At 68.0% G+C, this 25,809-nt stretch carries 27 protein-coding genes; 6 read left to right on the forward strand and 21 right to left on the reverse strand.

Features of this window, described 5'->3' with window-relative positions:
* Positions 1-16 precede the first annotated feature (16 nt).
* The 5 genes from J2P76_RS07890 to J2P76_RS07910 all read right to left on the reverse strand — a co-directional run bounded on the left by J2P76_RS07890 (position 17) and on the right by J2P76_RS07910 (position 7,778).
* A complete protein-coding gene (locus J2P76_RS07890; protein ID WP_207405964.1) occupies positions 17-1,204 on the reverse strand; it encodes an FAD-dependent oxidoreductase in 1,188 nt (395 codons plus the stop codon).
* A 60-nt stretch (positions 1,205-1,264) separates the two neighbouring features.
* Positions 1,265-2,257, reverse strand: coding sequence for a Bug family tripartite tricarboxylate transporter substrate binding protein (locus J2P76_RS07895; RefSeq protein ID WP_207405966.1), 993 nt, complete (start codon positions 2,255-2,257; stop codon positions 1,265-1,267).
* Between the two features lie 86 nt (positions 2,258-2,343).
* On the reverse strand, positions 2,344-3,678 hold the full coding sequence (locus J2P76_RS07900; protein ID WP_207405968.1) for an NAD(P)/FAD-dependent oxidoreductase: 1,335 nt from the start codon (positions 3,676-3,678) through the stop codon (positions 2,344-2,346).
* Between the two features lie 33 nt (positions 3,679-3,711).
* Positions 3,712-5,730, reverse strand: a complete 2,019-nt coding sequence (locus tag J2P76_RS07905) for a hydantoinase B/oxoprolinase family protein (RefSeq protein WP_207405970.1) — start codon at positions 5,728-5,730, stop codon at positions 3,712-3,714.
* Positions 5,727-7,778 (reverse strand): hydantoinase/oxoprolinase family protein, encoded by a 2,052-nt coding sequence (locus tag J2P76_RS07910; RefSeq protein WP_207405972.1) that lies wholly within the window; start codon positions 7,776-7,778, stop codon positions 5,727-5,729. Before J2P76_RS07910 ends, J2P76_RS07905 begins: the two co-directional genes overlap by 4 nt.
* 104 nt (positions 7,779-7,882) lie before the next feature.
* Between J2P76_RS07910 and J2P76_RS07915 the strand changes: the two genes are divergently transcribed.
* Positions 7,883-8,530 (forward strand): helix-turn-helix domain-containing protein, encoded by a 648-nt coding sequence (locus J2P76_RS07915; RefSeq protein ID WP_207405975.1) that lies wholly within the window; start codon positions 7,883-7,885, stop codon positions 8,528-8,530.
* A 16-nt stretch (positions 8,531-8,546) separates the two neighbouring features.
* Here J2P76_RS07915 and J2P76_RS07920 read toward each other — a convergent pair whose 3' ends face one another.
* On the reverse strand, positions 8,547-8,861 hold the full coding sequence (locus tag J2P76_RS07920; RefSeq protein ID WP_207405977.1) for a DUF2007 domain-containing protein: 315 nt from the start codon (positions 8,859-8,861) through the stop codon (positions 8,547-8,549).
* A gap of 121 nt (positions 8,862-8,982) precedes the next feature.
* Here J2P76_RS07920 and J2P76_RS07925 point away from each other — a divergent pair, with 121 nt between their 5' ends.
* Positions 8,983-9,633 carry a DsbA family oxidoreductase gene (locus tag J2P76_RS07925; protein ID WP_207405979.1) on the forward strand — a complete coding sequence of 217 codons (651 nt, stop codon included), beginning with the start codon at positions 8,983-8,985 and terminating at the stop codon, positions 9,631-9,633.
* A gap of 20 nt (positions 9,634-9,653) precedes the next feature.
* Here J2P76_RS07925 and J2P76_RS07930 read toward each other — a convergent pair whose 3' ends face one another.
* The 3 genes from J2P76_RS07930 to J2P76_RS07940 form a co-directional block, all read right to left on the reverse strand.
* A complete protein-coding gene (locus J2P76_RS07930; RefSeq protein WP_207405981.1) occupies positions 9,654-10,175 on the reverse strand; it encodes an ureidoglycolate lyase in 522 nt (173 codons plus the stop codon).
* 415 nt (positions 10,176-10,590) lie between these two features.
* The gene (locus J2P76_RS07935) at positions 10,591-11,568 is read right to left on the reverse strand and encodes a tripartite tricarboxylate transporter substrate binding protein (RefSeq protein ID WP_207405983.1); all 978 of its coding nucleotides are present in this window, start codon (positions 11,566-11,568) and stop codon (positions 10,591-10,593) included.
* Positions 11,565-12,410, reverse strand: coding sequence for an amidohydrolase family protein (locus tag J2P76_RS07940; RefSeq protein ID WP_431603417.1), 846 nt, complete (start codon positions 12,408-12,410; stop codon positions 11,565-11,567). Before J2P76_RS07940 ends, J2P76_RS07935 begins: the two co-directional genes overlap by 4 nt.
* Positions 12,411-12,555: 145 nt before the next feature.
* Here J2P76_RS07940 and J2P76_RS07945 point away from each other — a divergent pair, with 145 nt between their 5' ends.
* A complete protein-coding gene (locus J2P76_RS07945) occupies positions 12,556-13,440 on the forward strand; it encodes a LysR family transcriptional regulator (protein ID WP_207405986.1) in 885 nt (294 codons plus the stop codon).
* A 22-nt stretch (positions 13,441-13,462) separates the two neighbouring features.
* Here J2P76_RS07945 and J2P76_RS07950 read toward each other — a convergent pair whose 3' ends face one another.
* The 4 genes from J2P76_RS07950 to J2P76_RS07965 form a co-directional block, all read right to left on the reverse strand.
* Positions 13,463-14,164 (reverse strand): 3-oxoacid CoA-transferase subunit B, encoded by a 702-nt coding sequence (locus tag J2P76_RS07950; protein ID WP_207405988.1) that lies wholly within the window; start codon positions 14,162-14,164, stop codon positions 13,463-13,465.
* Positions 14,161-14,832: a 3-oxoacid CoA-transferase subunit A gene (locus J2P76_RS07955; protein ID WP_207405990.1), complete on the reverse strand. Its 672-nt coding sequence runs from the start codon at positions 14,830-14,832 to the stop codon at positions 14,161-14,163. The genes J2P76_RS07950 and J2P76_RS07955 overlap by 4 nt, the downstream gene beginning before the upstream one ends.
* A gap of 63 nt (positions 14,833-14,895) precedes the next feature.
* The gene (locus J2P76_RS07960) at positions 14,896-16,068 is read right to left on the reverse strand and encodes a thiolase (protein ID WP_207405993.1); all 1,173 of its coding nucleotides are present in this window, start codon (positions 16,066-16,068) and stop codon (positions 14,896-14,898) included.
* A complete protein-coding gene (locus J2P76_RS07965; protein ID WP_207405995.1) occupies positions 16,065-16,463 on the reverse strand; it encodes a Zn-ribbon domain-containing OB-fold protein in 399 nt (132 codons plus the stop codon). Before J2P76_RS07965 ends, J2P76_RS07960 begins: the two co-directional genes overlap by 4 nt.
* 252 nt (positions 16,464-16,715) lie before the next feature.
* Between J2P76_RS07965 and J2P76_RS07970 the strand changes: the two genes are divergently transcribed.
* Positions 16,716-17,276, forward strand: coding sequence for a cytochrome b (locus J2P76_RS07970; RefSeq protein WP_207405997.1), 561 nt, complete (start codon positions 16,716-16,718; stop codon positions 17,274-17,276).
* Positions 17,277-17,304: 28 nt separating this feature from the next.
* Here the strand turns inward: J2P76_RS07970 and J2P76_RS07975 are convergent, their stop codons facing one another.
* The gene (locus J2P76_RS07975) at positions 17,305-17,829 is read right to left on the reverse strand and encodes an anti-virulence regulator CigR family protein (protein WP_207405999.1); all 525 of its coding nucleotides are present in this window, start codon (positions 17,827-17,829) and stop codon (positions 17,305-17,307) included.
* 222 nt (positions 17,830-18,051) lie between these two features.
* Between J2P76_RS07975 and J2P76_RS07980 the strand changes: the two genes are divergently transcribed.
* Positions 18,052-18,945 carry a manganese catalase family protein gene (locus J2P76_RS07980; protein ID WP_207406001.1) on the forward strand — a complete coding sequence of 298 codons (894 nt, stop codon included), beginning with the start codon at positions 18,052-18,054 and terminating at the stop codon, positions 18,943-18,945.
* A gap of 11 nt (positions 18,946-18,956) precedes the next feature.
* Here the strand turns inward: J2P76_RS07980 and J2P76_RS07985 are convergent, their stop codons facing one another.
* The 4 genes from J2P76_RS07985 to J2P76_RS08000 form a co-directional block, all read right to left on the reverse strand.
* The gene (locus J2P76_RS07985) at positions 18,957-19,157 is read right to left on the reverse strand and encodes a hypothetical protein (protein ID WP_207406004.1); all 201 of its coding nucleotides are present in this window, start codon (positions 19,155-19,157) and stop codon (positions 18,957-18,959) included.
* Between the two features lie 76 nt (positions 19,158-19,233).
* The gene (locus tag J2P76_RS07990; RefSeq protein ID WP_207406006.1) at positions 19,234-20,472 is read right to left on the reverse strand and encodes a DUF763 domain-containing protein; all 1,239 of its coding nucleotides are present in this window, start codon (positions 20,470-20,472) and stop codon (positions 19,234-19,236) included.
* Positions 20,473-20,601: 129 nt separating this feature from the next.
* On the reverse strand, positions 20,602-21,999 hold the full coding sequence (locus J2P76_RS07995; protein WP_207406008.1) for an APC family permease: 1,398 nt from the start codon (positions 21,997-21,999) through the stop codon (positions 20,602-20,604).
* A gap of 182 nt (positions 22,000-22,181) precedes the next feature.
* Positions 22,182-22,322: a hypothetical protein gene (locus J2P76_RS08000; RefSeq protein ID WP_207406010.1), complete on the reverse strand. Its 141-nt coding sequence runs from the start codon at positions 22,320-22,322 to the stop codon at positions 22,182-22,184.
* A 267-nt stretch (positions 22,323-22,589) separates the two neighbouring features.
* On the opposite strand from J2P76_RS08000, the gene J2P76_RS08005 reads away from it, so the two are divergent.
* Complete coding sequence (locus tag J2P76_RS08005) at positions 22,590-23,162, forward strand: DUF4142 domain-containing protein (protein ID WP_207406012.1); 573 nt, start codon at positions 22,590-22,592, stop codon at positions 23,160-23,162.
* 58 nt (positions 23,163-23,220) lie between these two features.
* On the opposite strand, the gene J2P76_RS08010 is transcribed toward J2P76_RS08005, so the two are convergent.
* From J2P76_RS08010 to J2P76_RS08020, 3 genes are read right to left on the reverse strand one after another with little or no spacing between them, the layout of a single operon-like run.
* The gene (locus J2P76_RS08010) at positions 23,221-24,141 is read right to left on the reverse strand and encodes an NAD(P)-dependent oxidoreductase (RefSeq protein WP_207406014.1); all 921 of its coding nucleotides are present in this window, start codon (positions 24,139-24,141) and stop codon (positions 23,221-23,223) included.
* Positions 24,142-24,176: 35 nt separating this feature from the next.
* Complete coding sequence (locus J2P76_RS08015; RefSeq protein ID WP_207406016.1) at positions 24,177-24,977, reverse strand: SDR family oxidoreductase; 801 nt, start codon at positions 24,975-24,977, stop codon at positions 24,177-24,179.
* On the reverse strand, positions 24,974-25,789 hold the full coding sequence (locus J2P76_RS08020; protein ID WP_242697321.1) for an N-acyl homoserine lactonase family protein: 816 nt from the start codon (positions 25,787-25,789) through the stop codon (positions 24,974-24,976). Before J2P76_RS08020 ends, J2P76_RS08015 begins: the two co-directional genes overlap by 4 nt.
* Positions 25,790-25,809: the final 20 nt, after the last annotated feature.

The raw sequence follows: 25,809 nt of genomic DNA on the forward strand, positions 1-25,809 counted from the left end.
AGCGGGGCGGGGGCCATCACGATACGGCGCCCGTTCCGTATCGCCCTGTCAGCAAGGCCCCGGTCTGGAATCGCTCGACGGAGTACGGCGCCAGGGATACATCGGTGGGCAGTCCCAGCGCCTCCTGGGCCAGTACGCGGCCGACGGTGGGCGACAGCTTGAAGCCGTGGCCCGAGAATCCGTAGCCCACCACCAGCCCGGCGATGCCGGGCAGCCGCCCCAGCACCGGATTCCAGTCGGGGGTGACGTCGTACACGCCCGTCCATGACGAGGCGATGCCGGCGGTTTCGTATGCGGGAAAGCGCTCCGCGACCTGGGCGCCGACCTCGGCGATGTAGTCCATGGGGATATCGCCCTGTTCCAGTTCGGCCGTATCCAGTCTTTGCCCCGCGGTGCCTTCGCTGACCAGCATCTGGCTGCCGCCATAGCTGCGGCAGTACAGCATGCCGGGCGAGGCCAGGTCTTTGAAGACCGGCATGCTGTAGCTGTACCTGGCGGCGCCGCATTCCAGCGCCAGCACGGCATGCCGCTCCGGCGCCAGGGGCAGTTGTTGGCCGGTCCAGCCGGCCAGTTCGGAAGTCCAGATATTCTGGGTGCTGATGACGGTGGCGGCGCGGAAGTCGCCGGCGGCGGTCGATACCCCGGTGACTTTGCCGTTGTCGATCAGCAGTTTCTTGACGTCGACGTTTTCGCGCACCGTGACGCCGGCGCGGCGGGCGGCGCGCGCGAAGCTGGTGGCCACCAGATAGGCGTCGGCAAAGCCGGCTTCGGGTTCGAAGCCGATCAGGGCGGCGTCGTCGAACCGCGCGATGGGCAGCAGTTCGCGCGCCTGGTCCGGCGACAGGATCTCCAGCGGAATGCCCAGCGCCTGCTGCTGCCGCAGCGACGCGCGCAACGGCTCCAGTTTGCCGCCTTCGGGGGCGGCGATCAGGTAGCCGCACTTGACCAGGCCGCAGGATGCTTCTTCGTCGCCCAGGTAGCGGGGAAAGTCGTTGAAGACCCGCCACGATTGCCGCGCCAGTTCGACATTTTCTCTGACGGAATAGTGCGTGCGCAGGATGCCGGACGATTGGGCGGTGGTGCCGGCGCCGATGGTGCCGCGGTCGAGCAGCAGCACGTTTTTCGCGCCCAGCCGGGAAAGATGAAATGCGACCGAGCTGCCGATGACGCCGGCGCCGATGACCACTACGTCGTATGTATCCACGGATCTACCTGGTGTCTCGAAAGAAAATCAGCGGGCGCCCGCGGGCGCCCCGCCTGTGGGTCATGACGGCTTGATGCCGGCCGCCTCGACATAGCCTTTCCAGCGCAGCTTGTCCTGTTTGACGAAGGCGTCGATTTCTTCGGGCGTGGCCGGCGGGTAGGTCAGGAAGCCCTGTTCCGCATAGGTTTTCTGCACGGCGGGTTTGTCCAGCGTCTTCTGGAATTCCCGGTTCAGCAGGGTGATGATGTCGCCCGGCGTCTTGCGCGGCGCGAACACCGCATGCCAGGTGACGACTTCGTAGTCGCTCTTGACGACGCTGGCGATGGTGGGCAGCTGCGGCGCCCAGGGCAGCGGTTCGCTGCTGGACACCGCCAGCGCCACCAGCTTGCCGGCCTTGACCAGCGGCCCCACCACGGACCAGGCGTCGATGTGGAAGGTGTTGCGGCCGGCGGCCAGGTCGGACATGGCGGTCATGTCTTTGTAGGGAACATGCAGCACGCCGGGGGCGCCGATTTTCTTGGTGAAGATCGCGCCGGCGATGTGGCTGGAGGTGCCCACGCCGTAAGAGCTGAAGCTGCAGTCTTTCTGATGCTTGCGCAGGTACTCGATGAACTCGGGGGCGGTCTTGATGCCCAGGCCGGCGTTGGCCACCAGCACCAGCGGCAGCTTGGCTGTGCGCGACACCGCGGCGAAGTCGTGGTCGGGGTCGAACGGCAGGGTGCGGTAAACGTAGGGGTTGATGCAGAACGGCGTGGCGGTGGAATACAGCAGGGTCTTGCCGTCGGCGGGCGAAATCGCCACCAGGCGGGTGCCGATGTTGCCGGCCGCGCCGGGCTTGTTCTCGGTGATGAAGTCGCCGCCCAGGCGCTCGGATACATCGTTGACCAGCAGGCGGGCGATGACGTCGGTGCTGCCGCCCGCGCCGTAGGGCACCACGACCGTGACCGGCCCGGAGGGATACGAACCGGATTTCGCCAGCGCGAAACGGGGCAGGGCGGCGGCCCCGCACAGGCCGGACAGAACTTTCAAGGCATTGCGACGTTGCGTGTTCATGGATTACTCCTGTAGTTAGGACCTCGTCCGACCCCTTAGTCGCGGCGCTGGCCCGGGGCCAGGTCCGCATCGGACGGTGCAAGAATTCAGCGAGCCTTCCAGTGGTCGTAGGCGTCCCGCGCCTGGTACCAACTGCCTATGGCGAACAGAAACCACGTACTGCCGAAGTAAAAAGGATGACCGGGAATTTCCCCCATGTCGAAAGCGTTGATCGGACCGCGGGACTGTTCGGCGATCTTGCGGCCGACGCTGTGCCCCAGGTAGCTCATCATGGCCACGCCGCTGCCGTTGCAGCCCAGCGCGTAGTGCAGCCCGTCGGATCCGCCGATATGCGGCATGGAATCCAGCGTCATCGCGACCCGGCCGCCCCAGCTGTGCGTGATGCGCGTTCCGGCCATTTGGGGAAAGCGCTTGAGCATGGCCCGATGCAGCAGGCGCGCGGTGGTTTCTTCGCCGGCCGGCGTGAAGCGCGCGCGGCCGCCGAACAGCAGGCGGCGGCCGTCGGGCGACAGGCGGTAGTGGTTGACCACCCGCCGCGACTCGGACACGGCGCGGTTGGTGGGCAGCAGGCTGGCCGCAAGGCCGGGCGCCAGTTCTTCGGTGGCGATCATGTAGGTGGCGATGGGCACCACTTTGCGCTGCAGCCCGGCCAGGCCCGGGCCGGTGTAGCCGTTGGTGGCGATCACCACCTGCCGCGCCCGCACCGTGCCGCGCGGCGTGGCCAGTTCGTAGCCGCCTGCCTGGCGCGTGATGCTCGCAACGGGCGTATTGCCGTGGATGCGGGCGCCGGCGTCGCGCGCGGCGCGCAGCATGCCGCCGTACAGCTGCGCGGGGTGCAGGTGGCCGGCGCGTTCGATCAGCGCGGCGCCGTGGTACACCCGCGACCCGATTTCCGGCGCCAGTTCTTCGCGCGCCAGCATCCGCGCATGCGATCCGGTGCAGGCGTTCAGCTGTTCGATGCGGTCTTTCCAGGCTTCGTAGTGCTGCGGCACCCACATGGTGGTCAGCCGGCCGGTCTTGTGCCAGCCGCACTGGATGCCGTGGTCCGCGATCAGGGATTCGACGTAACTCATGGACGCCGCGGCATCGCGCAGCCGTTCGGCCAGCAACTGCTCGCGCTGTTCGGGGCTTTCGCCCACGGCGGCCAGCGCCTTTTTTTGCACGTTGACGCCGCCCGACACCTGCCCGCCGGACCGGGTGCTGGCGCCCTGGCCGGGCCGGCCGGCTTCCAGCACCAGCGCGTCGATGCCTGCCTGGCGCAGGGTCAGCGCGCAGCAGATGCCGGCGTAGCCGGCGCCCACGATGGCCACGTCGACGCTGGCAGGCAGCGTGTCCTCGCCGGGCTCGGGCGGCTCGTAGGCTTCCCACCAGTAAGGGCGGCGCTGGAAATCCGGCGCGAAGATATCGGCTGAAGACGCCATGCGGGGCTCCTGTGGGTGGCGGCGCCGTTGCGGTCAGGCGCGCGCGGCTGCGCGCTCGTCCAGGGATGACAGCGGCGGCAGGTCGGCATAGCGCTGGCTCAGTTGCGCGTAGATGCGCTCGATGTCGGCCGCGCCGCCGTCCGCGGGCGGCGCGGTGCCGGCCAGCGCGGCGAACATCTGGTGCTTCACGAAATGCCGCCAGCTGACCGGCAGGGCCGCCATGATCCGCGTCATGGCGTCATAGCGCGGGGTGGTCCAGATGCTTTCGAAGCGTGACCGTCCCGGACCGTAGTCGAAATGCTGCTGGCTGCCGCGCTCGCCGCCGCGCAAGGCGCGCGTGGCGGCCTCGTCTACCGTCAGGTCGTCGCGCACCACCACGCCGTAGGCGTCGCGGGCCCGCTGCGGCGATACAAAGCCGCAGCGCACGTCATCCAGCACTTTTTCCTCGGGGCGCTCGTACGGATGGCCGTAGCCGCCGCCCGCCGGCCCCTGCAGGCGGATGACGTCGCCCGGGGCGCAATTGACCAGGTCGCTGTTGCGCAGTTCTTCGGGGTGTTCGGAATCGGGGTTCTTGATAAAGCGCGAGTTGGCGCCCGCCTTGCCGCCCACCACGCCCCAGGCCGCCAGTTCCGAGCGGTTGCGGTTGCGCGCGGTGACCACGCCGTTGGGCGCCAGCACCTTGAATTCCATTGTGGCGGCGTTGCCGCCGCGCAGCCGGCCCGCCCCGCCGGTGTCGGGTACCAGCCCGTAGCGGATGATCTCGATGGGCACTTCGGCTTCGTTGATTTCCACGGGGGTGTTTTTCAGGAAAGCGTTGTTCGCGCCGCAGCCTTCCACGCCGTCGTATTCCGGCCCGCCGCCGGCGCCGCCGCCGCACGGCCCGATCGAGGACAGCACCTGGCGGCCTTCGCGCGTGGCCGTCTTGACGTTGAGCAGGGTCGAGCCGCCGGCCGGGCAGGCGGGCAGGCGGTCGGGCAGGGCGCGGTTGAATACGCCGAACGTGCAGGCCTGGATGACCGCGGCCATCAGGCTGCGCATGCCCACCGCGGCGGGGGCGTGCGGATTGACCACCGAGCCCTCGGGCAGCACGGCGCTCATGGGCCGCACCGAGCCGGCGTTGAGCACGTTGCGCGGCGCCAGGGTGTGCATGACGTAGATGAGGCCTACCGTGATGACGGAATGGTGCCCGTCGCCGCCGGTGGGCACGTTCAGCGACGAGGCGACCTGCGGGTCGCTGCCGGTGAAGTCCAGCTCCAGCTCGTCGCCGCGCACCCGCAGGGTGATGTGGATGCGGCACGGATAGCCGCCCACCGAATCTTCGTCGGCGTATTCGGAAAACTCGTACTCGCCGTCGGGCATGTCGCGTATCAGGGCGCGCGTTTGCTGCTCGGCGTAGTCCAGAATGGATTCGGCGCCCTGCATGAATTCTTCCACGCCGAAGCGGTCGATAATTTCATGCACTTTGCGCTCGCCCACATTCAGGGCAGCGATCTGCGCGTTGAGGTCGCCGTGGTTCTGGTCGGGCATGCGCACGTTCACCTGCATGATGCGCAGCAGCTTTTCGTCGATGACGCCGTCGCGCATCAGCAGCATGGGCGGGATGCGCAGCCCTTCCTGGTGCACTTCGGTCAGTGTGCGCGACAGCGAGGCGGGCACGGCGCCGCCCATGTCGGTGTTGTGGATGTGCGTGCCCACGAAGCACACCAGCCTGCCGTCGCGGAACACCGGCTTCCACACATGCATGTCGGGGGTGTGGGTGGCCACGTAGCCGCTGTAGGGGTCGTTGGTCAGGTAGATGTCGCCTTCGCGGTAGTCGTCGAACATGGCGATCACCCGGCCGTAGTCCAGGCCGGTGTACCAGGTGGCGCCGAAGGTCTTGGGCGAAGCGAAGGTCTTGCCCGACGGCGTCATCAGCTGGGCCGAGAAGTCTTCGGTTTCTTTCACGAAGGTGGAATAGGCCGTGCGCATCAGCGTGTAGCCCATGGCCTCGGCCGCGGCCGTGCAGTGGTTGGCCAGCACCTGCAGGCGGAAATTGTCGACGGTCTTGGTCACGACTCGGCTCCTTCGGAAGTGATGCGCAGGTTGGCGAATTCGTCGACTCGGCAGGCATAGCCGCCGGGAATCACCGTGGTGCAGTCGTCCTGCGTGATGATCGCCGGGCCGGCCAGCTGCTGGCCGGCGTGCAGCGCCGTGCGGCTGAACAGGCCGACTTCGCGGAAGCCGCCGTCCAGCCATACGCGCAGCGAACGCTCGGGCTGCGGCGTGCCGGAGCGCAGCTCATGGCGCGGGAAGCGCGGCTTGTCGCTGCTGCCCGAGATCACCACGCGCAGGCTCACGATCTGCACGGGGGCGTGTTCGTCGGCATGCCCGTACAGGCGGCGGTGCATGGCATGGAAGGCAGCGGCCACCGCCGCCACGTCGCCGTCCGCCACGTGCGCCGGGTCCAGCACGGTGTCGATTTCATACGACTGGCCGCGGTAGCGCATTTCGGCGGAATACAGCAGTTCGGCCTGGTCGATGTGGCCCTGTTCCTGCATCAGCCACGCTTGCGCGCGCTGGCGCAGTACGGCGAATTCGTCGCGCACGGCCTGCAGGTTGGTCGGATTCAGGTCGACGTAGACGGTTTTCAGGAAATCGCTCTTCAGGTCGGCGATCAGGCCGCCCAGGGCGCTGAGCGTGCCGGGCGAGGGCGGCACGATGATTTCCTTGACCTTGATTTCGCGCGCCAGAAAGCAGCCCAGCATGGGGCCGGCCCCGCCGAACGCCAGCACGGCGTATTCGCGCGGGTCGATGCCGTAGCGCGACACCAGCCCGCTGACTTCGGTGTACATGCCGGACACGGCGATCTGGATGATGGCCTCGGCGGTTTCTTCGATGCCGCGGCCGAGCCGGGTGGCGAGTTCGCCGACCGCCTTGCGCGAGGCGTCGGCATCCACGGCCACGGCCTGGTAGCCCAGGTCGGAATGCCCGACCAGGCCGCAGCAGACAAAGGCGTCGGTAATGGTGGCGCGCGTGCCGCCGCGCCGGTAGCAGGCCGGCCCGGGCCGCGAGCCGGCGCTTTCGGGGCCGACTTTCAGCACGCCCAGCGGATCGACCCAGGCGATGGAGCCGCCGCCTTCGCCCACCGACGACACCGACACCGAGGGGATGTGGATCTGGAAATCGCCGATCAGCTCGCCCACGCCATATTGCGGCTTGCCGTCGACGATGACGGCGATGTCGGCGCTGGTGCCGCCGATGTCCAGGCTGAGGCAGCGCGGCACGCCCGCGGTGGCGGCGACGTGGCTGGCGCCGATTACCCCGGCGGCGGTGCCCGACAGGATCATCTGCACGCAGTCGCGCTTGCCCTGCTCGGCGGTCATGACGCCGCCATTGGACTTGGTCAGGCGCGGTTCCGGCTTGACGCCGGCGTTTTTCAGGACGCTTTGCAGCGAGCCCAGGTAGTGCGCGACGCGCGGCTGCACGTAGCCGCCGATGACGGCCGTGACCGTGCGCTCGTATTCGCGGATGATGGGCCAGGTTTCGCTCGAGCACGACACCGGCAGGCCGGGCGCGATCGATTGCACGATTTCCTTGGCGCGCAGTTCGTGGGCCGGGTTGCGGTAGGCATGCAGCAGGGAAATGACAATGCCTTCGGCGCCGGCCTCGCGCGCCTGCTCGACGGCGCGGCAGACGCTGGCTTCGTCCAGCGGCTTGCGCGCGGATCCGTCCGGCGCCATGCGCTCGGCAATGCCGAAGACCATGCTGCGCTTGATCAGGGGCTCGGGGCGGCGCGACAGCAGGTGGTACATGTCGGGCGTTTTCAGGCGCGCCATTTCCAGAACGTCGCAGAAGTTCTCGGTGGTGAACAGGGCCAGCTTCAGGCCCTTGCGCTGGATGACGGTGTTGATGCCCACCGTGGTGCCGTGCGTGAAGTAGCTGATCTGCCCGGGCTGGATGCCGTAGCGCTCGCCCAGCATGCGCACCCCGGCGATGACTTCTTCGCCCGGCTGGTCCGGGCGCGAGAATACTTTCAGGCTCTTGATTTCGCCGCTGTCTTCGTCGAACACGGCGAAGTCGGTGAACGACCCCCCGATGTCTACGCCTACTCTGTACCCCATGAGTGCTCCCAATCTGCGCCGAAGAGCCCGGAATCTGCTTGCGGGCTCGTGCAAAGCCGGCTATGATGTTCACTAGATGAACAAATATTTCATACAGTGGTCAAATGAATGATAATAGGTCGGTCCAGAGGTGTCTAGCCGTGCTGCGCAGTTTTCGCGGCGGCCCCGGGCAATCCCTGACTGCGCTGTCCCGGTCGGTGGATCTGCCGCACTCGACGGTGCTGCGCCTGCTGAACACGCTGCAAAGCGAGGGCTATGTGCGCAAAGAAGGCACGCTGTGGTCGCTGACGCCGCAATTGCTTGAAATCGGCTTCGCCGCGCTGGCGAACACGGGGGTCAACGACCTGATCCAGGCGTCTTTGCAGGCGCTGGCCGACAGCTGTTCGGGCACGGTGAACATCGGCGAAAAAAGCAAGGACGAGGCCATCATCATCGCGCGCGCCAGTTCTGAATCCGAGCGCCGCAAGATCCTGGTGGTGAACCTGCGCGTGGGTAATTCGCTGGGGCCGAAGTCGGCCCTGGGTTCGGCGCTGGACCTGCCGGAAGACGAATGGTCCATTGCGCTGTACGCCGATCGCAAGGTCACCACGATCGGCATATCGCTGTTCACCGGGCCGGTGCGCAGTTTGTCGCTGGGGCTGTCCGTCAACGACGAAGATTATTCGCGGCAGCGTATCGAAAGCGAACTGCTGCCCGAACTGCGCGCCAAGCGCGATGAGATCCGGCGCCTGATGCGCCTGGGCGAAGTCTAGGCGGCGGCGCCTGGCATCAGGCCGGGCGCGCCGCGCCGCATTGCCAGCATGTGCTGAACTGGGGCTCCAGCCATTCGCCGCAATCATCGCAGTGCCAGTGGGGCCGCGCGCCGCCACCGCCATCGGCGTGCCCCTCGATGATGCGCATGGCGGCATCTCTGTCGCGCTCGTCTTCCAGCCACAGGTTGGGGCCGCACTGGTCCACCGGAATTTCTCCCGCGCCTCCTTGCAGGTACTGGCCGGTGATGTGGCAGGCAATGCCCGCTTGTTCCAGCAGATTGGCCCAATGCTGGCCAAGCAGCATGTCGGGCGCGCGTACCAGTCGGATCATCGGTGCCTCCGGGCGATGGGCAATGGTTCATCATAATGGCTGCCGGGCGGGCGTACACTCACCGGATCGAGGGCCGCATTGCATTGCCAGGACAGGCCCGCCGCATTTTCCGGAGCAATCCATGAACAAAGTGAAGATCGATTTCGTGTCCGACGTGGCGTGCCCCTGGTGCGCGGTGGGCCTGGGCGGGCTGCTGGCCGCCATCGACCGCATCGGGCCCGAGGCCGGGTTCGAGATCCACATGCAGCCGTTCGAGCTGAACCCCGACATGCCCAAGGGCGGGCAGAACACGGGCGAGCGGCTGATGAAGAAGTACGGCTTCGACAAGCCGCGGCTGCAGGAAAACCGCAAGGTGATCGCCGAGCGCGCCGCGGCCGTGGACATGCCCATGCGCCAGACCGACGACAGCCGCTCGTACAACACGTTCGATGCGCACCGGCTGCTGCATTGGGCGGGCACGCTCGGCCAGGCGCAGCAGATCGCGCTCAAGCGCAGCCTGCTGAAAACCTACCATTTCGACAACCTGGATACCGGCGAGGCCGATGTGCTGGCGCAGGCCGCGCGCGACGCGGGGCTGGATGCCGACGCGGCGCGAGAGGTGGTGGAATCGGGCCGCTATGCCGACGAGGTGCGCGCCGCGCAGGGCAAATGGCGCGACCTGGGTATTTCATCGGTGCCGTCGGTGATCATCAACGACCAATACCTGGTGTCCGGCGGGCAGCCGCCCGAGGTGTTCGAACAGGCGCTGCGCCAGGTGGCCGCGGGCGGCTGATCCGCGGCCGGCCGGCGGCCTCAAAGATGCCAGTCGATGGCCGGCACGGCGGCCAGCGCGCTTTCCTGCGCGCTTTGCCCGCTACTCAGATGCGCCACCAGGTCCATGGTGGTGGACCGGCGGGTCAGCATCAGGCAGGTCGCTTGCGTGGCGGCCACCCGGGTGGCGTGCCAGCATCCGGGCGCCATGCACAAGCCCTGTCCGGGCGCCACGGCGAAGGCCGCCAGCGTGGCCAGGTCCGGGCTGCCGTCCGGGGCGCCGCGGGCGACGATGTGGATGATCGGGCCGGTGAGCGGAACGATGGCCTGCTGGGTGCGCAAGTGCTTTTCCAGCTCGATGACGTGGCCGGTGTTGCGATAGTTGACCCACAGGATTTCCGCGTCGCCGTCCTGGCCCGGGTCGAACACATGTTCCCGCCAGAAATCGGTGGCCGGGTTGGTATAGGCGGGAATGGCCGGATCGGCGGGAAACGGCTTGCCCAGCATCCAGCCATAGGGGGCGAAAGCGTCGGCGGAAATGGGTTGGGCGCGCAGGCTGGGCATGGGGCGGGCTCGGTGGTGGCTGCAAGCCTGATTACACCCGATTCCGGGGCGGCGCGGCCCAAAGAAAACCGCCCCGAAGGGCGGCGGAAATAAGGTGAGGAGCCTAACTCGTTGTGTACAGCGTCGAGAGTAGCGACCCCGCATGACCATACGATTTCAGCTTCATTTGCCGCATGTACTCGAACAGTTCTTGCTCGGCCGATACGGGCGGGATCTTGCCCGGCTGCGACATCAGCTTCTTGGCAGCCTGCAGAGTGCGTTGCGCCCGCAACTCGGCCGGACTGCATGGAAGACCCTCCCGCCTGGGGTGTAGGGGGTCCATAAGAACTCCTTTGAAACGCCGGCGACCTCGAGCGTCGCCGCTGGCAGCATGATACTGAGCAATGCGCCAGGGGCTGAGTCAAGAAATGACAATTCAATCCAGCGTGAGCCCTGCCTCTTTCGCCACCTTCTGCCATTTTGCGATCTCGGCTTTGCGGAACGTGTCCAGCTCGGCCGGCGTCGAGCCGATGGTTTCGGCGCCGATGCCTGCCAGCGCGGTGGCCACGGCGGGCTCTTTCAAGACATCGGCCAGGGCCGTGGAAACTTGTTGCAGAATGGCGGGCGGCGTGCCGGCCGGCGCGAACACGGCGTTCCACTCATATGATTCGTAGCCGGGCACGCCCGACTCGGCGATGGTGGGCAGGTCGGGCGCGGTGGACGAGCGGCTGGCGCCGCCCACGGCCAGCGCGCGCAGCTTGCCGTTTTTCACGTGCTGCCAGCCCGAGCCCATCGACGCGAACATGACGGGAACTTGCCCGGCCATCACGTCCAGCATGGCCGGGCCGCCGCCCTTGTAGGCCACGTGCTCCAGGTGCGTGCCGGCCAGCAGGTTGAACAGCGCGCCCGCCAGGTGCTGCGCCGAGCCGGGGCCGGCCGAGGCGAAGTACACCGGATGCGCAGTGTCCTTGCCCTGCTTGATGACGTCGGCCACGCTCTGGAACGGGGCGCTGGGCGTAACGACCAGCATGTTGGGCACGCGCAGCAGCAGCGACACCGGCGCGAAGTCCTTCAGCGTGTCGAACTGCATTTTGCTGTGCAGCGCCGGGTTCTGCGCATGGTTCGAGGCATCCAGCATCAGGGTGTAGCCGTCGGGCTGGGCCTTGGCCACGACCGCGCCGCCGATCATGCCGCCCGCGCCGCCGCGGTTCTCGATGACGACCGGCTGGCCCAGCTTGTCGGCCAGCCGCGGCCCGATCAGGCGCGCCACCATGTCCACGGTGCCGCCGGGCGGGTAGGTCACCACCAGAGTAATGGGCCGTTCGGGATAGGCGGCCCAGGCCGCCGAACTGGCCAGCAGCGTGGCGGCGGCGATCGCCGCCGCGCGGCGCGCGACGAAAGACAGAATAGTCATGGCTTGTCTCCTTGTATGCCAAATAGCGCCGACGGGGTGCCGGCCAGGATGATGCGCCGGGTCGCGCCGTCCGCCACCCAGTCATGCAGCCATTGGCAGGCCTGGGGGTAGTCGGCGTGGTGCCGGTTCTCGGTGTGCGGCCAGTCGCTGCCCCATAGCAGGCGGGCCGCGCTGAAAGCGTCCAGTAATTGCAGGGCGGCCTGGCGCCCTTGCGAGGCGCCCTCGGCGGCGGGCCAGATGCGGTAGGGGGCCGACAGCTTGACCCACACCAGGCCGCTGGCGGCCTGCTCCAGCAGGTAGCGAAAGCCCGGGTCGCGCACGCCCAGGGCCGGATCGGGCCGGCCGAAATGGTCGACCACCACGCGGCAGCCGGCCGCCAGCAGCGGCGCCAGCGCGTCGCGCAGGCGCTGGGCGGGGGTATGCACTTCCACGTGCCAGCCCAACTGGTTGACCTGGTGCAGCAGCGCCTGCCAGGCGGGCTGGTCCAGGCCGGGCGTGGGCAGGCCGAACAGGTTCAGCCGGATGCCGCGCACGCCGGCGCGGTGCATGGCGGTCAGTTCGTCCGGCTGTGCGCCGGGCGCCACTACCGCGACGCCGCGCAGGCGGCCGCCGGCCAGCGCCAGGGCCTCGAGCAGGTGGCGGTTGTCGGCGCCCAGGAAGCTGGGCTGCACCAGCACGCCATGCGACAGGCCATGGGCATCCAGCAGGCCCAGGTAGCCCGCCAGCGGCGCGTCGTAGTCCGGCGTATAGCGGCGCGCCGACTGCATGGCCAGGCCGCGCATGAACACGTGGGCATGGGTGTCGACCGCCAATGCAGCGGGGGCGGGGCGCGCGTCAGGGATCAAACTGTCGGTCTCCGGGGCCGGCCGGCGCGCCGCCTGAAGGGGCGGGCCGCGGCGGGCATTCTGGTGGGGAATGGGCCGAATTCTAGGAGCCCGAGATATATTGATCTATGCTGGAAGAATTAATTATTCATATTGGATCGATATGGAAACTCGGCATCTTCGCCATTTCCTGGCAGTCATCGACCACGGCAGCGTCAGCGGCGCGGCCAACTGGTTGGGCATCGCCCAGCCGGCGCTGTCGCAATCGCTGGGCCGCATGGAACGGGAACTGGGCGTGCAGCTGTTCGAGCGCAGCCGGCGCGGGGCGGCGCCCACCGCCGCGGCGCTGTCCATCCTGGAGGACGTGCGCGTCAGCGTGGCGCGCATCGATGCCGCCGGGCGCCGCGCCCAGGACATCGCGCGCGGCAGCGCCGGCCAGCTCGTCATCGGCCTGGTGAGCTCGGCGCTGTTCGACATGCTGCCGCGGGCGCTGCGCGCGCTGCGGCGCGAGGCACCCGGGGTGCGGGTGGTGCTGCGCGAAATGAGCAATGCCGAACAGGCCGAGGCCCTGGCCAACGGCGCGATCGACATCGGCTTGATGCACACGCCGGTGGCCGTGGCCGGCCAGATGCGCGAACGCCTGCTGCTGCGCGATCGCCTGGTGGCCGCCGTGCCGGACGAGTTCGAGGTGGCGCCGGACGGTTCTGTGTCGCTGGCGCAGATCGCCCGCGCGGGCCTGGTGCTGTATCCGCAGAACCAGCTGCCGGTGTTTTATGCCGGCATTCTGGACGCCTTGCGCAAGGCCGGGCTGGAACCCATGGTGGCGCAGGAAGCCAACCGCACCTTGACGGTGCTGGCCTGCGTGGCGGGCGGCTGCGGAGTGGGGCTGCTGCCCAGCTGGATCCGGGCGCTGGACTTTCGCGGCGTGCGCTTTTGCGAGGTGCGCGACGGCGGCGGGCTGCCCAGCTTCGATCTCAGCGCCATCTGGCCGGCGCGCTCGGTGCCGACCCTGGCCGATGTATTCGCCAACCTGGACCTGGGGCAATAGGGCGCGCCGGCCGGGCGCGCCTTCATGCCTGGATGCAGGCGCGCCCGGATGCGTCCAGCACGATGGTCTCGACGCCGTCTTCCACCCACAGCTTGGCGCCGGTGCTGCGCTGCAGGGCGTCGACCGTCATGCCGGCCACCATCGAGCGCAGCACGAAGCGGCCGTTCTTGACGTCGACGATGGCCCAGTTGGTGTAAACCGTGTCCACCACGCCGGCCGCGGTCAGCGGGTAGCTGCAGGCCTGCAGCAGCTTGGGTTCGCCGGCCTTGGTGGTGTGTTCCATCATGACCAGCACATTGCGCGCGCCCACCGCCAGATCCATGGCCCCGCCGATGGCCGGGATGGCGTCGGGCGCGTCGGTCATCCAGTTGGCCAGGTCGCCGTTGGCGGCTACCTGGAAGCCGCCCAGGATGGAAAAATCCAGGTGCCCGCCGCGCATCATGGCGAACGAGACCGTGTGCTCGGTGATCGACGCGCCGGGAATCAGCGTGACGGCCACGCGGCTGGCGTTGATCAGGTCCGGGTCGACGGCATCGCCGGCGGCGGCCGGGCCCATGCCCAGGATGCCGTTTTCGCTGTGCAGCAGGATCTCGCGGTCGCCGGGCAGGTAGTCCGACACCAGGGTGGGCATGCCGATGCCCAGGTTGACCGCGGCGCCCTCGGGAATGTCGCGCGCCACCAGCTGGGCGATCTGCTGGCGGTTCAGGGATAAGGGCTCGGTCATGTGGAAGCGCCTGCCAGGACGACGGATTGAACGAAGATGGCCTGCGTCATGACTTGTTCCGGCGGAATGTCGCCGGCCTGCACGATCTGGTCCACCTGGGCGATGGCGTGCCGCGCGGCCATGCACATGACGGGATTGAAATTGCGCGCGGCCAGCCGGTAGGTCAGGTTGCCCAGGCGGTCGCCCCGGTGGGCGCGCACCAGGGCGAAGTCGGCCGACAGGGGCTGTTCCAGCACGTAGCCCTTGCCGTCGATCACGCAGGTCTGCTTGTCTTTGGCGACCCAGGTGCCATAGCCGGTGGGGGTGTAGAACGGGCCCAGGCCCGCGCCGGCGGCGCGCATGCGTTCGGCCAGGGTGCCCTGGGGCACGCATTCCAGTTCGACCCGGCCGGCGCGGAACGCGTTGGCGAATATGTCGGACCGCGGTGGGCGCGGATGCGAGCAGATCACCTTGCGCACGCGGCCGGCGGCGATCAGGGCGGCAATGCCCCGCTCGCCGGCGCCGGCGTTGTTGCTGATCAGGGTCAGCCCGGTGGTGCCCATGTCCAGCAGGGTGTCGATCAGCTCGAACGGAATGCCGGCATCGCCGAAGCCGCCGATCATGATGCTGGCGCCATCCGGGATGAGCTGCAGCGCGTCGCGGTGCGACGGCTTGATCTTGTCGATCATCGCGGCCCCTGTGTGGTTGTCGGGCTCATGTTGTCTCCTTTGCCGGCGGCGGGCCGCCTACACCTACAGCGTGGCCTGGGTGCCCAGGATGGCGGTGGACTGGCTCGACAGCGTGCCGCCGTTGCCATGCACCAGCGCGGTCCGCGCGTTGGCCACCTGCCGCTCGCCGCACTGGCCGCGCAGCTGCCGCACCGCCTCGATGGTGATGAACATGCCGTACATGCCGGGGTGCACGCACGACAGTCCGCCGCCGTTGGTGTTGACCGCCAGCCGCCCGCCGGGAGCCAGCGCGCCGCCGCTGACGAAGGGGCCGCCTTCGCCCTTCTGGCAGAAGCCCAGGTCTTCCAGGAACAGAATGGGGTTGATGGTGAAGGCGTCGTACAGTTCCACGACGTCGATATCCTTGGGCCGCAGGCCGGCCATCTCGAAGGCGATGGCGCCCGACTGCTTTGCCGCGGTGACGGTCAGGTCGTCCATCGACGAAATCTGGCGGTTCCAGCAGGCGGTGGAGCTGCCCAGCACGTAGACCGGCGGGTGGGGCAGGTCGCGCGCGCGCTCGGCCCGCACCAGCACGTAGGCGCCGGCGCCATCGGTGACCAGGCAGCTGTCGCGCACGGTAAGCGGGTCGGACACCATGCGCGAGGCCAGCACGTCTTCGATGGACAGCGGGTCGCGCATGAAGGCTTCGGGGTTAAGCTGCGCCCACTTGCGGGCCGCCACGGCCACTTCGGCCAGTTGCTCGCGCGTGGTGCCGTACTGGTGCATGTGGCGCGCGGCCGCCAGCGCGTACGAACTGAGCGGGCTGAGCGGGTTGTAGGGGTTTTCGTAGGGCTGCGGGTCGAGCTTGCGGCGCGCATTGCCGATCTCGGCGCGGTTCAGCGTGGATGTGCGCTGGGTGCTGCCGTAGCACACCAGCACCGCGTTGCACTGCCCGCTGGCCAGCGCCTGCAGGGCCGGCATCAGGTGGGCCACGAAGCTGGACCCGCCTATCATGGTGTTGTCGATGAAGGTGGGACGGATGCCCAGGTGTTCGATGACCGGCATCGCCCACATGGTGGATGCCACGCTGGCCGTGGCCAGGCCGTCGATATCGCGCATGGTGAGACCGGCGTCGGCCACGGCGCGCTGGGCGGCCTGCACCAGGATTTCCATTTCGGTATAGCCGTGGGCTTCGCCCAGCCCGGCATGGCCCACGCCGACGATGGCGGCGGCGCCGCGCAGTTCGGGATCGATCATGCGCGGCCTCCGGTTTGCTTGAATACCACCAGCTTGCTGCCGCCGGCTTCGATCACGCTGGCCTGCACGGCCATGCCGATCGCCACGGCGCCGGGCGCGATGCCGTCCACGCGCGACATCATGCGCACGCCTTCTTCCAGGTCGATGAGCGCCACGTTGTAGTCGCCGCCATGCTCGGGCTTGCGCCGCACCACGGTGGTGGAATACACGGTGCCCTTGCCCGAGGGCGTGATCCAGTCCAGCTGGCCGGAGCCGCAGTGGGGGCAGATCATCCGGGGATAGAACACCGCCTGCGAGCAGGCCTGGCAACGCTGGATCTGGAACCGGCCCTGGGCCAGCTGGTCGTGGTAGTGCTTTTCTGGGCCGGCAGGCGGCGCGTCCGTGGACGGGGACATGGTTGGCGCTTCCTTCAGTAGTAAGTTTGCCGATTTTGCGACGATCGCCGGCCTGCCGCCAATCTTGTTTGGCTTAGGGGGGCTTTTGCTGCGGTTAACAGGGCAACGGGGCGTGGCCGCGGGCGGGCGCTGAATCCTCTTTCACTGCATTTCAGTCCGGCCCGGGCCGCCCGGCCGGTTGCGCCGGGTCAACGCCGGCCAGTGCGCAAAGCGCCACCATCGCCAGGCATTCATTCGATACGGAGATCTCACATGCCCGGCACTCCCGCCAACCCCTGGCTCGACAACCCCCAGGCCTACGGTTCGGTCACCCGCTTCCTGCACTGGGCCATGGCCGCCCTGTTCGCGTGGCAGTTCGCCAGCTCGGCCTTGCACGCCTGGAATCGCGAAGCGGATATCTCACGCTGGTTCTGGCAGTCGCATGTTCCGTTGGGCGTACTGCTGCTGGCGCTGGTGGCGATACGCGCCCTTTGGGCGCTGGCCGCCTTGCGGCGGCGCCCGCCCGCCGGCGCCGGCGCATGGGGCCGCCTGGCCGGCTGGGGGCATGCCGGCCTTTACCTTTTCATGATCTGTGTGCCGCTGGCCGCCATGCTGCGCTCATATGGCCGGGGCAAGGGCCTGGCGGTGTTCGGCATGCAGCTGTTCGAGGCCTCGGGCCGCGAGATCCCGTCGCTGATCGCCCTGGGCAACGCGCTGCATGGCTGGCTGGGCTGGCTGCTGCTGGCCCTGGTGGCCGGGCATATCGCCATGGTGGGCGTGCACCTGTATGTGTGGCGCGACCAGGCCGCGGCGCCCATGCTGGGGCGCCGCTAGCCCCGCCCCGGCCCGCATGGGGCGGGGTTCAATCGAACACGTCGAACAGCACGTCGGCCACGATGGCCGTGCCGATGGCCACCAGAATCAGGTCGCTGCCGGCCACCCGCCATTCATAGCCGGGGTGCACCGGCAGGCGGGCCAGCATCGGGCCCGGCACCATCTTCTTGGCGATGCCCGGCGGCAGCGGCTTGCCGCGCGCCAGGTTCTTGCGTATGCCGGGCGGCAGGGATGAATACCCCGTCAGGCCGTAGTCGTCGGCATAGCCGCGGGCCGCCGAGACACTGATGCCCGCGGTGGCCAGCGAAATACTGACATTGACGTCGTCGCCGTCGCCATGCGAGCCATTGCCGCCGCTATTCCCGCTGTTCCCCTTGTTGCCGCTGTTGCCTTTATTGCCCCCGGCGTTGCTGTTCTTGCCATTACCGTTGCCATTGCCTTGGCCGGTCTGGGCGGATTTCCCTTTGCCGTCCGGCGGGGCAGCCAGGGCGGGGACGGCCAGCCCGATGCTGCAGGCGGCCGCCAGCGTGATGATGCCAAAAGAAGTGCGCATGATCCGAAACCCTCTTCAATGCGGTGCAAGCGGAGTGTAGTGCGGGCCGGGCAGGGAAAACAGGGAAAACTGCAGCCGGATTTTGCCGGCATTACAAAATGCTACCGGGTGTTTTTCGGCGCCCGCGGCGGCCGGAAAATGCCGGGCCGGCAAACAGGAACACGGTTTGCGTCCCGCACTGGCCCGCATCCGCGGGCCTTGCACCATTGTCGGGAGATTCCCATGTTTGCACACAACAAGCGCTTGCAGTACACCGTCCGCGTCCAGGAGGGCAATCCGGGGTTGGCCAATTTGCTGCTCGAGCAGTTCGGCGGCCCCCAGGGAGAACTGGCGGCGGCCTGTCGCTACTTTACCCAGGCCATCGCCGAAGACGATCCGGGCCGCAAAGATATGCTGTTCGATATTGCCACCGAAGAGCTCAGCCACCTGGAAATCATCGGCACGCTGGTGGCGATGTTGAACAAGGGGGCCAAGGGCCAGCTGGCCGAAGCGACCGAATCCGAGGCCGACCTGTATCGCAGTCTGCAGGGCGCCGGCAACGATTCACATGTGACACAAGTGCTGTACGGGGGCGGCCCCGCGTTGACCAACTCCGGAGGGCAGTTGTGGAACGCCGGCTATATCGACACCATAGGAGATCCATCCGCCGACCTGCGCTCGAATATCGCCGCCGAGGCGCGCGCCAAGATCATCTACGAGCGCCTGATCAACGTTACCGACGATCCGGGCGTAAAAGAAGCCCTGGGTTTCCTGATGACCCGCGAGGTGTCGCATCAGCGTTCGTTCGAAAAGGCGCTGTATTCCATGCAGCCGAATTTCCCGCCGGGCAAGCTGCCCGGGGATCCGCGTTTTGCGCGCGTGTACTTCGACATGTCGCAGGGCGAGGGCGATATGCGGGGTTCCTGGAACAGCGACGCGAATTTCGACGTGGTGTCCGACCGGGACCGGCAGTGCGCGGTGGACGGCGGCGACGGCATGGCGAATGTGGGCTTGTCCAAAGAACAATTGGCGGCGCTGCAGGCCCTGGCCACCCGCACGGTGTCGATGCCCGATGCCGACCCCATGACCGGCGCCGAACTGGGCAGCGGCTCTGACGATGCCGGGCAGTCGCGCTGACACCCTTGCGCCTAGAACACCCTTAACCATTGCCAGGCGTCCTGGGCGCGGCACCAGCCGCGTACCAGCCGCGCCGGCATCCAGTCGGGCACTGTATTGCAGATTTCGTCGACCACCAGGCCGTCGGCGCGCATGTCGGCGACCTGCGCCGGCGTGGCCTGGAACACGACGTCCCAACGGGCGTGGACGGTGATGGAATAGGATTTTTTCATGGCGGCTCCGGAATGCTGCGGATCATTCGATCCGACATTCCGTAGCGAGCAAGCCTTGTGCCGCGCCCCGCGGGGTTCAGGCCTCCCATCCGTAGACGCTGCGTCCGCCGTAGGAAGCCGAGGCCTGCAGTTCTTGCTGGACGAAGTCGGGCAGGTCCGGGCCGCGCGCCGCCTGTTCCAGGCGCCGCGCCTGCTGGTCCAGCCGCCGCAGGGCCTGCAGCCGTTCATCGTTGCCCAGGGCGGCCTTGCCGACGGCGCTTTTCAGGACGCTGATGGTCTGGTCGTACACCGCGCAGGGCACGGGAAAGGGGTGCCGGTCTTTGCCGCCGTGGGCCAGCGAGTAGCGGGCCGGATCGGCAAAGCGGCACGGCGTGCCGTGCACGACCTCGGCCACCAGCGCCAGCGCGCGCACGGTGCGCGCGCCCACGCCGGGCACCATCAGCAAGTCGGCGAAATCGATCGGGCCGCGTTCGGCCGCCGCCGCCAGGGCGCCGTGCAGGCGCCGCATGTTCACGTCTTTGGGCCGCACATCGTGATGGGCGGGCATGGCCAGGTGGGGCAGCGCCAGCTGGGCCGGCTCGGGCGCCGGCGCCGGGGCGGGCGCTTCGCGGCCGGCCAGGGCGGCTGCTTCGTCCGCGATGAAATCGGGGCCCTGGTCGTGCAGCAGCGCCAACTGGCCCTGCCGCGAGGCGGCCGCGCGCCGGTCGGTCAGGTTCAGGATGCGGCCCTGGTTGACGCCGTCGATGGCAGTGTGCGGGGCGTCGACAAAGCTTTGCAGGTCTTCCGACAGCCAGTGGTAGCGGCGCGCCAGGCCGCTGCCGTCGTTCATGCCCTGTTGCACCACTGTCCAGCGGCCGTCGTCCGTGACGATGAAGCCGTGCAGGTAGAGGTCGAAGCCGTCCTGCACGGCCGCGCTGTCCACTTTGGCCACCAGCCGGCTGGCGCGGGCCAGGGCGTCGCCGTCGATGCCGGTGCGTTCGCCCACGGCGGCCAGTTCGCCCGGCGTCTTGCGCGAGTGCTGCCCGCGCCCGCCGCAGACATGGATGCCCAGCTCGCCCGACAAGGGCTGCAGGCCGCGTTTGAGCGCGCCGATGACACTGGTGGTGATGCCCGACGAATGCCAGTCCATGCCCATGACGGCGCCGAACGACTGGAACCAGAAGGGGTGCGCCAGCCGGCGCAGGAATTCGTCGCGGCCGTAGTGGTGCACGATGGCCTGCGTGATGACGGCGCCCAGGCGCGACATGCGCTGCCCCAGCCATGCCGGCACCCGGCCGCCATGCAGCGGCAAGTCGGCGCTGCCAGCGCGTCGCATGGGGAACTCCGTAAATCGATACCAGGGCCCTATATTACCGAACCGCGCGCCACGGCCGCGCAACGGCGGCGAATGCAACAGGGCGCCCCGTGGGGCGCCCTGGCAATGGCGGCTTGGCGGCCTGGCCCGCTACTCGTCGACCAGGTGTTCCGGATCGAGGTGACGGTCTTCCTTGCGGTGCACCAGCAGCGTAATGCCCCACATCACCACGCCCAGCGCCAGCAGCCAGCCGGCCACCTGGTACTGGATCGGGTCGCGCCCGGTGAACGGCGTTACCAGGAACAGGCAGCACGCCGCCCCGATGCACGACAGCACGGTATTGGCGCGGAAGTGCTCATGCTTGACCGGGTCGCGGCGCAGGACCAGCACGGCCACGTTGACGAAGGCGAATACGCCCAGCAGCAGCAGGGCAGTGGTGCCGCCCAGGGCGCTGATGGCCTTCGAATTGCTGGCCGACACCAGCAGGATCAGGCCCAGGCCGAGCACGGTGGTGAACAGGATGGCCGACCAGGGGGTGCGGGTGCGCGTGTGCACGTGCGACAGGAACTTGGGCAGCACGCCCTGGCGCGACATCCCGTACAGCAGCCGGCTGGCCATCATCATATTGATCAGCGCCGAGTTCGCCACGGCGAACATCGAGATGATCGGCATGATGGTGCCCATCGGCAGATTCGGCGCGGCGCGCTGCACCACCAGTACCAGCGGCGTCGAGCTGGCGGCCAGTTCGCCCACCGGGATCAGCGCGACAGCGCAGATCGACACCAGCACGTAGATGACGGCCGTGATGCCCAGCCCCGTCAGCATCACCTTGGGAAAGATCCGGTGCGGCTCATGGGTTTCTTCGGCCATGTTCACCGAGTCTTCGAAACCGACCATGGCGAAGAACGCCAGGGCCGTGGCGGAAGTCACGGCCAGGAACACGCTTTTGTTCTCGGGGGTCTCGAATGCCACCACGCGCGAGAAATCGGCCTGGCCGCCGGCGATGGCATAGAAGCCCAGAATGATGACCAGCAACAGGCCGCTCAGCTCGACCAGCGTGAGCACGACGTTGGCTTTCACGCTTTCCGACGCGCCGCGGAAGTTCACGATCATGACCAGCAGCATGAAGCCCAGCGCGCCCATCGTCACCAGCGTCGGGTCGGTGTCCATGCCGATGGCGGCGAACAGGTTGGCCGAGAAGGCGCGCGACGCCGTGGCGGCCGAGGTCAGCCCCGAGCACATCACCGTGAAGCAGATGATGAAAGTCAGGAAGTGCACGCCGAACGCCTTGTGCACATACAGGGCCGCGCCTGCGGCGCGCGGATATTTGGTGACCAGTTCCAGATAGGAAAAGGCCGTCAGCAGGGCCACGATGAAGGCGACCAGAAAGGGCGCCCAGGCCGCGCCGCCCACTTCGGCGGCGACCTGGCCGGTCAGCGCGTAGATCCCGGTGCCCAGGATATCGCCGATGATGAACAGTAGCAGCAGCTTCGGCCCCATGACCCGTTTCAAGGGGGTATGGTCCAGGCTGTCGTCCTGGTTAGACATGCTTTTCTCCTCCGGTTTTAGTACCAGGACGGAAGTATGGTGCAGGACGGGCCAGTGCGTCGCCGGGACTGTGTCACCGTTATTAACCAGAGGTTTCGAAAACGGGTTCGGAACAATGGGGCCGCATCCGTGGGCAAGGCGATCGCCGGGGCCTGCCGGTGCGGCCCGCCCCCGGGGACGCCTCAGCCGGCGGCGCTGCGGTAATCCGATGCGCTGAAAGAAATGGTAGTGGTCGCGGCATCGGCCGGCTGGCTGGCGGGCGCCGACGCGACGCCCAAAAGAAACAATTCAGCATGCACCAAGGCATTCACAAAGTCCGTCATGATGACTCCCAGATATATCTATATAAGGTAAAGAGGGATACAGCGTGTCGATGCACCCCCGCGTCGATGAGGCTGATGGTGCGTCAGGCGCCGCTGGGCAGTCCATTTGTTTTGCTCAATGGCGCCGATTGCCTGTCTTTTCCCTGCCGGGGACAGGGTTGCCCGCCGGTGGGCGCGGGCATGTGGCTTGCTGGGTGATAAGCGCTTTCCGGCATGGCGGGAAGCCTTATCACCGACGCGCGCCCGGCGCGTTGCAACGGAGGCCTTATGAAACGACTCAATCTGACGCTCGGCCTGATGGCGGCGGGTGCAATGCTGGCGGCCGGCAGCGGCATGGCCCAGCCCCAACCAACAACGCCCGCGCCGGCCGCCCAGGAGGGCGCCGCGGCGCAGCAGCTGGACAGCAGCGACAAGGATTTCCTGGAAAACGCCGCGCAGGCGGGGCATGCCGAAATCGAGGGCAGCAAGATGGCGCAGGAAAAAGCCAAGAACCCCGATGTGAAAGCCTTTGCCGACAAGATGGTGCAGGACCACACCAAGGTCGGCCAAGAGCTGGCCGCGCTGGCCAGCAAGAAGGGCTACACGCCGCCCGAAGGGCCTTCATTGCTGCAGAAGGCCAAGATCAAGACACTGAGCCTGACCGACGACGGCTTTGACGAGATGTACATCGACAACATCGGCGTCTCGGCCCACGAAGACGCGGTGAAGCTGTTCAAGGACGCCGCGGCCAATGCCAAGGACGCCGATGTCAAGGCGTTCGCCGCCAAGAACCTGCCGGCCCTGCAAGAGCACCTGACGATGGCCCAGGCGCTGCAGCAGCAGGTAAAGGCGCACAAATAACCGGCCGGGCCCGGCGGCCGTTCAGCGCGCCAGGCCGTGTCCGTGCCGTGCCCGGCCTTCAGGCCGGGCCGGCCGCCTTGCCCCGCACTTCGACGCCGGCATCGGCTTCGACGTAGCGGATGATCTCGGTCATGTCGGCCTGTTCGCCGAACTTGTCGCGCGTGGCGTTCAGCAACTGGCGCACCGCGTCGCCCACGCGCAGCGGCACGCCCAGCCGCTCGCTTTCTTCCAGGCACAGGCGGACGTCCTTGGCCGACAGGCCGATGGCGAAGCCGAAATCGAAGCTGCGGCTCAGCACGTACTTGGGAATCTTGTCTTCGGACGCATTGCTGCGGCCCGAGCCGGCATTGATGACCTGCACAATGGTGTCCGGATCCAGGCCGGCCTTGACGCCCATCACCAGGGTTTCCGAGGTAATGGCCAGGGCGGTGACCGACACCAGGTTGTTGATGACTTTCATGGCCTGCGCCATGCCCGGCCGCTGGCCCACGTACATGGGGCGGCCCAGTACTTCGAGCAGCGGCTGCACGGCCGGGTAGTGTTCGGCCGCGCACGCCACCATCAAGGACAGGCTGCCGCGCTCGGCGCCGGCCACGCCGCCGCTGACGGGGCAATCGATGGCGGCGATGCCGCGCGCCTGCAGGCCCGCGGCAAGCTGTTCGGCAGCCTGCGGGCCCGAGGTCGACAAGTCGATCACGGTCTTGATGGCCGCGCCATGCACCAGGCCGTCTTTGCCCAGGCCGACCTCGGTAACGACCTGCGGCAGGGGCAGGGACATCAGCACCGTGTGGGCGGCATCGGCCACTTCGCGCGGGCTGGCGGCGATGCGCGCGCCTTCGGCCGCCAGCGCGGCCGTGGCCTGGGGATTTGTGTCGTAAATGGCGAGGTCGTAGCCGGCCTGCAGCAGGCGGCTGGCCATCGGGGCGCCCATGCGGCCGATGCCGACGAATCCCAGGGAATCTTTGTGCTCAGTGTTCATGGTTGTTGGCTACGCAGAAAAAGAAAAAACAGGGATCAAGAGGCCGTCCAGCCGCCATCGATGGGCAGCACCGCGCCGGTGATATCGCGGCCGGCGTCGCTGCACAGGAAACTGATCAGCGCCGCCACGTTCGCCATGTCGACGAAGCGGCCGGTGGGCTGCCGGCCGGCCAGGTAGTCGTACTGCGCCTGCTGCTCGGTGACGCCCTGGTCGCGGGCGAGGCCGGCGATGCGCGCAACGATGGCGGGGGTGGGCACGGTGCCGGGCGAAACGGCATTGCAGGTGATGCCGTCTTGCGCGGTTTCCATGGCCAGCGCGCGGGTCAGGCCGACAAGCGCGGTCTTGGTGGTGATGTAGCCCACCCGGTTGGCGGTGGCGCCCGCGCCATACACCGACGACATATTGATGATGCGGCCCCAGCCGCGCGAGCGCATGCCGGGGATGGCCAGGCGTGCCAGGTGGAAGGCGGCCGACAGGTTGACGGCCAGGGCTTCGTCCCAGTGATCGCGGGGCAGGGTATCGGCCGGCCCGAAGTGGCGCACGACGGCGTTGTTGACCACGATGTCGATGCCGCCGAAGGCCTGCCGGGCCGCCTGGGCCATGGCTTCGATCTGGTCGACGTCGTTCAGGTCGGCCGCCTGCAGCAGCACGTCGGCGCCGTGGCGGTCCGCCAGCGCGTCACGGGCCTGCCGGGCCGGCTCGTCGTCGCGCAGGTTGTGCAGCACGATGCGCGCGCCGGCGGCGGCCAGGCGGTCGGCAATGGCCAGGCCCAGGCTGGCGGTCGAGCCGGTGATCAGCGCGCAGCGGCCGTGCAGGGCAACGGCGCTGTCGCTCATGCGGGCTCCGACGGCGGCACGTCCAGGCGCGCCACCTTGCCCTGCAGCGCGACGCTGGCCGCCGGATAGCGCTGCATGACCTGCGGATCGTGGCCCGGCACGATGTGCGCTTCGCTGTCGGCCAGCCGGCGCACGGCCTGGTGGCCTTCCAGCATGTCGCCCACGTTGTATACCGCCGGGAACGGCACGCCATGGCCAATGTTGCCGTACAGGTGCGTGGCGTCCGACGCCAGCACCACCCAGCCGCGCTGCGTCCAGACGCGCACGACCTGCAGGCCGGCGGTGTGGCCGCCCACCAGGTGCACCGACAATCCGGGCGCGAGTTCGGCCTGCCCGCTGTGGAACTGCACGCGTCCCGCATAGACCTTGCGCACGAAGGCCACCACGTCTTCGACGTAATAGGGGTGGCGCAGCGCGCCGTGGCACATGCAGCGGCCCGTGGCGTAGGCGGGCTCGGAGTCCTGGATGTGGAAGGTGGCGGCGGGGAAGTCGTTCAGGGTGCCGGCGTGATCGTAGTGCAGGTGCGTGATGATGATGTCGGACACCCGCGCCGCGTCGATGCCCAGCAGGGCCAGCCCCTCGGCCGGACGCAGCAGCAGTTCACGGCCGCGCTGGCGGGCCGAGTCGGCATCGAAGCCGGTGTCGACCACGAAGATCTCGTCGCCGCGGCGCGCCACCCAGATGTAATAGTCGAGGTCGGAATCGGCATCGTGAAAATCGACGCTGCCCAGGTAGTTGTCGGCCGGGCGGCGGCCGCCATGGCGGGCATAGCGGATGGCGTAGACCTCGAACGGGGCGGTGGGGACGGTCAAGGCGGTCTCCTGCGCGGCGG

This window comes from Bordetella petrii (assembly GCF_017356245.1).
GTDB lineage: Bacteria > Pseudomonadota > Gammaproteobacteria > Burkholderiales > Burkholderiaceae_B > Bordetella_A > Bordetella_A petrii_D.

Excerpts from the sequence above, each read along its gene's own strand:
- J2P76_RS07895 (WP_207405966.1), bottom strand. The coding sequence starts at position 2,257 with ATGAACACGCAACGTCGCAATGCCTTGAAAGTTCTGTCCGGCCTGTGC.
- J2P76_RS07900 (WP_207405968.1), bottom strand. The coding sequence starts at position 3,678 with ATGGCGTCTTCAGCCGATATCTTCGCGCCGGATTTCCAGCGCCGCCCT.
- J2P76_RS07910 (WP_207405972.1), bottom strand. The coding sequence starts at position 7,778 with ATGGGGTACAGAGTAGGCGTAGACATCGGGGGGTCGTTCACCGACTTC.
- J2P76_RS07915 (WP_207405975.1), top strand. The coding sequence starts at position 7,883 with ATGAATGATAATAGGTCGGTCCAGAGGTGTCTAGCCGTGCTGCGCAGT.
- J2P76_RS07920 (WP_207405977.1), bottom strand. The coding sequence starts at position 8,861 with ATGATCCGACTGGTACGCGCGCCCGACATGCTGCTTGGCCAGCATTGG.
- J2P76_RS07925 (WP_207405979.1), top strand. The coding sequence starts at position 8,983 with ATGAACAAAGTGAAGATCGATTTCGTGTCCGACGTGGCGTGCCCCTGG.
- J2P76_RS07930 (WP_207405981.1), bottom strand. The coding sequence starts at position 10,175 with ATGCCCAGCCTGCGCGCCCAACCCATTTCCGCCGACGCTTTCGCCCCC.
- J2P76_RS07935 (WP_207405983.1), bottom strand. The coding sequence starts at position 11,568 with ATGACTATTCTGTCTTTCGTCGCGCGCCGCGCGGCGGCGATCGCCGCC.
- J2P76_RS07945 (WP_207405986.1), top strand. The coding sequence starts at position 12,556 with ATGGAAACTCGGCATCTTCGCCATTTCCTGGCAGTCATCGACCACGGC.
- J2P76_RS07950 (WP_207405988.1), bottom strand. The coding sequence starts at position 14,164 with ATGACCGAGCCCTTATCCCTGAACCGCCAGCAGATCGCCCAGCTGGTG.
- J2P76_RS07955 (WP_207405990.1), bottom strand. The coding sequence starts at position 14,832 with ATGATCGACAAGATCAAGCCGTCGCACCGCGACGCGCTGCAGCTCATC.
- J2P76_RS07960 (WP_207405993.1), bottom strand. The coding sequence starts at position 16,068 with ATGATCGATCCCGAACTGCGCGGCGCCGCCGCCATCGTCGGCGTGGGC.
- J2P76_RS07965 (WP_207405995.1), bottom strand. The coding sequence starts at position 16,463 with ATGTCCCCGTCCACGGACGCGCCGCCTGCCGGCCCAGAAAAGCACTAC.
- J2P76_RS07970 (WP_207405997.1), top strand. The coding sequence starts at position 16,716 with ATGCCCGGCACTCCCGCCAACCCCTGGCTCGACAACCCCCAGGCCTAC.
- J2P76_RS07975 (WP_207405999.1), bottom strand. The coding sequence starts at position 17,829 with ATGCGCACTTCTTTTGGCATCATCACGCTGGCGGCCGCCTGCAGCATC.
- J2P76_RS07980 (WP_207406001.1), top strand. The coding sequence starts at position 18,052 with ATGTTTGCACACAACAAGCGCTTGCAGTACACCGTCCGCGTCCAGGAG.
- J2P76_RS07985 (WP_207406004.1), bottom strand. The coding sequence starts at position 19,157 with ATGAAAAAATCCTATTCCATCACCGTCCACGCCCGTTGGGACGTCGTG.
- J2P76_RS07990 (WP_207406006.1), bottom strand. The coding sequence starts at position 20,472 with ATGCGACGCGCTGGCAGCGCCGACTTGCCGCTGCATGGCGGCCGGGTG.
- J2P76_RS07995 (WP_207406008.1), bottom strand. The coding sequence starts at position 21,999 with ATGTCTAACCAGGACGACAGCCTGGACCATACCCCCTTGAAACGGGTC.
- J2P76_RS08000 (WP_207406010.1), bottom strand. The coding sequence starts at position 22,322 with ATGACGGACTTTGTGAATGCCTTGGTGCATGCTGAATTGTTTCTTTTG.
- J2P76_RS08005 (WP_207406012.1), top strand. The coding sequence starts at position 22,590 with ATGAAACGACTCAATCTGACGCTCGGCCTGATGGCGGCGGGTGCAATG.
- J2P76_RS08010 (WP_207406014.1), bottom strand. The coding sequence starts at position 24,141 with ATGAACACTGAGCACAAAGATTCCCTGGGATTCGTCGGCATCGGCCGC.
- J2P76_RS08015 (WP_207406016.1), bottom strand. The coding sequence starts at position 24,977 with ATGAGCGACAGCGCCGTTGCCCTGCACGGCCGCTGCGCGCTGATCACC.